The sequence below is a fragment of the Marinospirillum sp. genome (genome assembly GCF_014859565.1).
On record NZ_JACUUA010000187.1, the window covers coordinates 1 to 6,230 of the forward strand.

A 6,230-nucleotide genomic window follows, 5' to 3' on the forward strand; every position below is an offset into this window, starting at 1 on the left:
TCAGGATGGTTACACCACGGGTCGTCTGGCGGGTTTGGAGGTCGGGCCGGATGGAACAGTGTTTGGTCGTTATACCAATGGGCAGAACCGCGCGGTCGGCCAGGTGCCGATAGCCACCTTTACTGCTCCGGAAGGTTTAAAACCGAATGGTTCCACGGCCTGGCTGGAAACTGCTGAGTCGGGTATTCCTACTTTTAACACCGCAGGCACGGGAATTACCGGTACCATTTCTGGTGGTGCACTGGAAGATTCCAACGTGGATCTGGCTGAAGAGCTGGTGAAGATGATCATTGGTCAGCGTAACTATCAGGCCAACGCCAAAACTATTCAAACCCAGGACACCATCACGCAGACGATTATTAATCTGCGTTAATTCTGCGGTTCTTTCCTGTAAAGGCGCACTTCGGTGCGCCTTTGTCGTTTCTGGCATGTTGCTTGCAGTGTATTGGGTCATTAGCGGTCATACTGATTCTGGAGACACCCATGGATAAAGCCCTTTTTATTGCCATGACTGGCGCCAAGCACAACATGATGGCACAGACGGCACGCTCGAATAACCTTGCCAACGTGAATACCACGGGCTTCAGGGCTGATTTTGAGCAGGCGCGTGCCATGCCGGTGTTTGGTCAGCACCACCCCAGCCGTGTTTACGCCCTGACAGAGCGTCCCGCCACTGATATTCAGTCCGGCAGTTATGATTACACTGGTAATCCACTGGATGTGGCTGTGCAGGGTGATGGCTGGATTGCTGTGCAGGCGCCCAATGGTGAAGAAGCCTATACCCGTCGTGGTGATCTGAATATTGATGCCAATGGTGTGCTGCGTACCGGCAATGGCTTGCCGGTCATCGGCAATGGTGGTCCCGTGGTATTGCCGCCCGGTGTGCATTTCCATGTAAATGGTGATGGTGGTATCAGTGCTGCTAATGGTGGTGCAGATGCGGAATTGGTGGATCAGATTAAATTGGTGAATCCTACGGCGCTGGGTTTGACCATGGAAAAGGGGTTGGATGGTTTGATGCGCCCCAGAAACTTTGAAGATGTGTTGCCAGCTGATGAGTTGGTTCGTGTGGAGTCTGGCGCTCTGGAAACCAGTAATGTTAATGCTGTGAACGAGCTGACCAATATTCTGGCACTGTCACGGCAGTATGAAATGAACGTGAAGATGATGAAGTCTGTTGATGAAAATGGCGCAACCGCCAGCAGCCTGCTGCGTATGAGCTGATCACCAGACACACCGAAATGAACAAGACGAATTGATTAAAGGGGTTTGAACTATGCATCCGGCACTCTGGACAGGTAAAACAGGTTTGAATGCAATGGACACCAAAATGTCCACCATTGCCAACAACCTGGCTAACGTCAACACTGTGGGTTTTAAGCGCAATCGCGCCATTTTTGAAGACCTGCTGTATCAGGCGCAGAAAATGCCTGGTGCACAGAATGGCGGTGATGCCCAGTTGCCTACAGGTCTGCAGTTGGGTACCGGTGTGCGAGTGACTGCAACCCAGCGCCAATTCACAGAGGGCAGCCTGGAGGTGACCAATCAGCCTCTGGATATGGCAATCAATGGCCGTGGTTTTTTCCGTATTCAGATGCCCGATGGTGAGATTTCCTATACTCGTAATGGTCAGTTCCACCTGGATGCGGAAGGCCGTATTGTGAATACCAACGGTTTCCCGCTGGAGCCGGAGATTGTAGTACCTGATAATACCAACTCCATCACCATTGGTCGTGACGGTACAGTGACGGTCACTCAGGCTGGACAGAACAACCAGCCACAAGAGATTGGTCAGGTGGAAGTGGTGGACTTTGTGAACCCGGCTGGTCTGCTGGCGATTGGTCACAATCTGTTTGTGGAAACAGCCGGTTCCGGTGCACCGCTGGATGGTGTGGGTGGTGAGAATGGTTTTGGTGCGGTTGAACAGAGCATGCTGGAACTGTCCAACGTCAGTGCTGTTGAAGAGCTGGTGGATATGATTACCACTCAACGTGCTTACGAAATGAATACCAAGGTGGTTTCATCCGCTGATGATATGCTGCGCAACCTGACTCAGACTCTTTAAGAGCGAGTGATATAACGGGTTTTGCAGGGGGAGAGGAAAGATGTTGCATTTTAATCGGTTGTTGTCATTGCTGGTGCTGGTTCTTTTACTGGCAGGTTGTGCCACTGCGCCGGGTGAGCCGGAGGTTAAACCGGATGACCCATTTTATGCACCGGTACAGCCCAGTCGCATGGAGCCGCCTCCCCCGACTCGTGGTTCGTTATATCAGGCAAGTCATAGCAAGGCGCTGTTTGGTGACCGCAAAGCCTACCGTGTGGGTGATGTGATCACTGTGCATATGGAAGAGCAAACACGTTCCAGCAAGTCAGCCTCTTCTGATATGTCACGCAACACTAACGTCAATGTGGTCAACCCTAATATCGGTGGACGCGACTCCCCCGTCAATCTGGGGCTGAATATGAACTCGGATCGCAGTTTTTCCGGTGATGCCAGCGCAGATCAGAGTAACAGCCTGCTCGGCAGTATCACCGTGACTGTGCATGATGTTTACCCCAACGGTAACCTGCTGGTACGTGGTGAAAAATGGCTAACGCTGAATCAAGGCGCTGAATATGTAAGGGTGTCTGGCATTGTGCGTCCGGAAGACATACGTCCGGATAATAGTGTGATCTCAACCCAGATGGCTGATGCTCGCCTGACCTACAGTGGTACTGGTGATCTAGCCAATGCCAATCGTCAGGGCTGGCTGGCTCGTTTCTTTAACAGTGGCTGGTGGCCGCTGTAATGCCTGAGGTTCATTTCATGAAAGTTGCTGCTGTTTTACGCTGGTCACTGATTCTTGGTTTGTTGGTGAGCTTTTCATCACCCTTGCTGGCAACCAGTCGCCTGAAAGATGTCACCACCGTTGAAGGGGTGCGCAGTAATCAGCTGATTGGTTATGGCCTGGTTGTGGGTCTGGATGGTACGGGTGATAACGCGCCATTCACCAATCAAACCTTTGCCAATATGATGAACCAATTTGGTATTACCTTACCGCCTGGTGTTAATCCTCGTTCCCAGAACGTGGCTGCGGTGACGGTGAATGCTGAGCTGCCCCCTTTTGCCAAGCCAGGCCAGAGTGTGGACATTACGGTTTCTTCCATAGGTAATGCCGATAGCCTGCGTGGCGGCACTCTGTTGATGACCCCATTGCGTGGTGCAGATGGTAATGTTTATGCCGTGGCGCAGGGCAGCCTGGTGGTGGGAGGGTTCGGGGCTGGTGGTGCGGATGGCTCACGAGTGACGGTTAACGTTCCCAGTGTTGGTCGGATTCCCAACGGTGCCACAGTGGAACGGGAGGTTGCCAACTTCTTTGGTGACAGTGACACCCTAACGTTTAACCTGCATTACCCGGATTTTACGACGGCTCGTCGTATTGAAGAAGCCATCAATAACCTGATGGGGCCGGGTGTGGCTCATGCATTGGATCCGGTATCCATTCGTGTACGTGCACCGCGTGATACCAGCCAGCGGGTGGCTTTTTTATCGGTACTCGAAAATATCCAGGTCACCACCGCTGAGGTAGCGGCCAAGGTCATTATCAACTCCCGTACCGGTACCATTGTGATTGGGCAGAATGTACGGGTGGCACCTGCGGCGGTGACTCATGGCAGTCTTACGGTGACCATTGCTGAAGCCCCTCAAGTGATTCAGCCTGGTCCTTTTGCTGATGGTGATGCGGAGGTTCAGCAGGATACTCAGATCGATATCGCTCAGGAAAATAACCCGATGTTCAAGTTTGATGCGGGTGTCACGCTGGACGAAATTGTCAGAGCTGTTAATCAGGTGGGTGCCGCACCGGGTGATCTGATGGCCATTCTGGAAGCATTAAAACAGGCTGGTGCACTGAATGCCCAGCTGATTGTGATTTAACGGGTGAAATGATGATTGGAGACAAGGCTAGCAGTGGCAACTATGCCAAAGCTCAGAATGCCTATCACGACTTTCAGGGTTTAAGAGAGCTGAAAAAAGGTGCCATCGAGGAAGATCCCGAAGCACTCAAAGAAGTTGCTCGTCAGTTCGAAGCCTTGTTCATCCAGATGATCATGAAAAGTGCCCGTGAAGCGGATGAGCTGATTGGTGGTGAAGAGACGTTACTGAAATCCAAAGAAATGTCTTTTTTCCAGGGCATGTTGGATGAACAGTTTTCCATTGCCATGACCCAGTCGAACAGTGGCAAAGGCATGGGGCTGGCGGATTTGCTGGTTAGTCAATTGTCTAAAGCACCGCGTGAACCCATCAGTGATGTACCGGAAGAAGTGCGTCGTGGTGCGCAACTTCTGACTGAAGATGTAATGGGTCAGCTAAATGCGCGGCGCTTGCGTTTTTCGCGTGCACCTTTGGCTGATGCAGAAAATATGGTGGTTGCCAAGGCGCAACAGGATGATCGCAAGGCAGCTGCTGAAGCAGTGCAGGCTGCTCGCCGTCCTCCGATGACCGCAGCGGGTGATGTGGCTGGTCGTCAGCCGCTGGAAATAAAAGGTTTGCCGGTTCGTGAAGACAAACGCGCTTATTTTGAATCACCGGAAGATTTTGTACGCCATCTTTATCCACTGGCGCAGCAGGCAGCAGCCCGTATTGGCATCGATCCAAAACTGATGCTGGCGCAGTCTGCACTGGAAACCGGCTGGGGGCGTTTTATGGTGCCCCGTGAAGATGGTTCCAACAGTTTTAACCTGTTTGGTATCAAGGCTGATCGCCGCTGGGATGGTGATTCGGCTGAAGTGCAGACGCTTGAGTATCGCAATGGTCAGCCGCAGCAGGAGCGCTGGCCGTTCAGGGCTTACGAGTCATTTGAACAGTCGATGCATGATTATGTGGACTTTTTAACTGTAAACCCACGTTATCAACAGACACTGGAAAAAGCCGATAATCCTCAGGCTTTTGCACGTGGGCTGCAGCAAGCGGGTTATGCCACTGATCCACGTTATGCCAGCAAGATTATCAACATTATGGATGGATCAACGCTTAACCAGGCGTTACAGAATGTTGGACAGGAATTACCGGAAACACCTGCAGTACCCACAAAAACTGCCGATAAACAATAGATTACCGGACTGAACAAACCAGAAGGATGGCACTATGTCAGATTTACTGAGCCTGGGTTTAACAGGGTTGCGCACCAGTCGTAACAACCTGAGTGTGACCGGCCATAACATCAGCAATATTGATACCCCCGGTTATTCGCGTCAGCGCGCCATACAGACGACCAATCCGCCATTTGGTACGGGAGCTGGTTATCTGGGTACAGGCTCACGCACACAGACTATTGAGCGAATTGTGGATCAGTACACCATCCACCAGGTGCGCGTGGATACCAGTCGCCTGAAGGATAACGAAGCCTACCTGCGTAACTCCAGTGAATTGGATAACCTGTTATCCAACGAAAATTCAGCACTGGGCACAGCATTGAATGGCTTTTTTGAAGGTATTCAGTCTGCGGCCAACGATCCTCTGTCCCAGCCTGCCCGCCAGCTGGTATTCAGTCAGGCGGATAGTGTCAGCCAGCGTTTTAAAACGGCTCAGTCGCGCCTGACCGATCAGAACAACAACCTCAACACTCAGCTGCGTACCTATACCGCACGAATTAATGAATTGGCAGGTGGTATTGGTGAGCTGAACAAACAAATCCAAGTGTATGAAGGTACACGGAATCAGCCACCGAATGACCTGTTTGATCGCCGTGATGAGCTACTGCGTGAATTGAGCCAGTATGTCGAAGTGAACGTGCAGGAACAGGATGGCAGAACCGTCAACGTTGCCATAGGTAACGGCATCCCTTTGATTACCGGCGAAAACGTCAACAAGCTGGAGGCTGTTCCCGGTCGTAATGACAAGAGTCGTTACGAAGTTTACATGATGGATAATCGTGGCACACGGATGCATATCACCAATGAAATTGCTGGTGGTGAGATGGGTGGTGTACTGCGTTACCGCACCGATACACTTGATCCAGCATTGAATGAAATTGGTCGCATTGCACTGGTGTTTGCTGGTGAGTTCAACAACCAGCACCATGCAGGAACTGATTTACAGGGTAACCAGGGCGGTGATTTTTTCAAGGATATCAATACCAAGGAGTTTATGCTGGATCGTATTACCGGTATTCAGCGTACTGCTCCTGCAGGTGTCTGGCTTGATCCGCAGGGACTGAACAAATTGCCTGCGCAAGAGTTTATGCTGCGTC

Annotated in this window: 7 protein-coding genes; all 7 read left to right on the plus strand. The window is 51.5% G+C overall.

The features are described 5' to 3' along the window. The coding region (locus IBX50_RS15930) for a flagellar hook-basal body complex protein (RefSeq protein ID WP_292257283.1) at positions 1-373 on the plus strand (373 nt) is incomplete at its 5' end. Between the two features lie 110 nt (positions 374-483). Beyond that, positions 484-1,224, plus strand: coding sequence for a flagellar basal body rod protein FlgF (locus IBX50_RS15935; protein WP_292257284.1), 741 nt, complete (start codon positions 484-486; stop codon positions 1,222-1,224). 52 nt (positions 1,225-1,276) lie between these two features. Continuing rightward, entirely contained in the window at positions 1,277-2,065 is a 789-nt protein-coding gene (gene flgG, locus IBX50_RS15940) for a flagellar basal-body rod protein FlgG (protein WP_292257285.1), read from the plus strand. Positions 2,066-2,105: 40 nt separating this feature from the next. Beyond that, positions 2,106-2,789, plus strand: coding sequence for a flagellar basal body L-ring protein FlgH (gene flgH, locus IBX50_RS15945; protein ID WP_292257286.1), 684 nt, complete (start codon positions 2,106-2,108; stop codon positions 2,787-2,789). Between the two features lie 17 nt (positions 2,790-2,806). Beyond that, entirely contained in the window at positions 2,807-3,916 is a 1,110-nt protein-coding gene (locus tag IBX50_RS15950) for a flagellar basal body P-ring protein FlgI (RefSeq protein WP_292257287.1), read from the plus strand. An 8-nt stretch (positions 3,917-3,924) separates the two neighbouring features. Further along, on the plus strand, positions 3,925-5,091 hold the full coding sequence (flgJ, locus tag IBX50_RS15955; protein WP_292257288.1) for a flagellar assembly peptidoglycan hydrolase FlgJ: 1,167 nt from the start codon (positions 3,925-3,927) through the stop codon (positions 5,089-5,091). A gap of 34 nt (positions 5,092-5,125) precedes the next feature. After that, positions 5,126-6,230: flagellar hook-associated protein FlgK (flgK, locus tag IBX50_RS15960; protein WP_292257289.1), on the plus strand; the 1,105-nt coding region annotated here is incomplete at its 3' end.

Excerpts from the sequence above, each read along its gene's own strand:
- IBX50_RS15935 (WP_292257284.1), top strand. The coding sequence starts at position 484 with ATGGATAAAGCCCTTTTTATTGCCATGACTGGCGCCAAGCACAACATG.
- flgG (WP_292257285.1), top strand. The coding sequence starts at position 1,277 with ATGCATCCGGCACTCTGGACAGGTAAAACAGGTTTGAATGCAATGGAC.
- flgH (WP_292257286.1), top strand. The coding sequence starts at position 2,106 with ATGTTGCATTTTAATCGGTTGTTGTCATTGCTGGTGCTGGTTCTTTTA.
- IBX50_RS15950 (WP_292257287.1), top strand. The coding sequence starts at position 2,807 with ATGAAAGTTGCTGCTGTTTTACGCTGGTCACTGATTCTTGGTTTGTTG.
- flgJ (WP_292257288.1), top strand. The coding sequence starts at position 3,925 with ATGATGATTGGAGACAAGGCTAGCAGTGGCAACTATGCCAAAGCTCAG.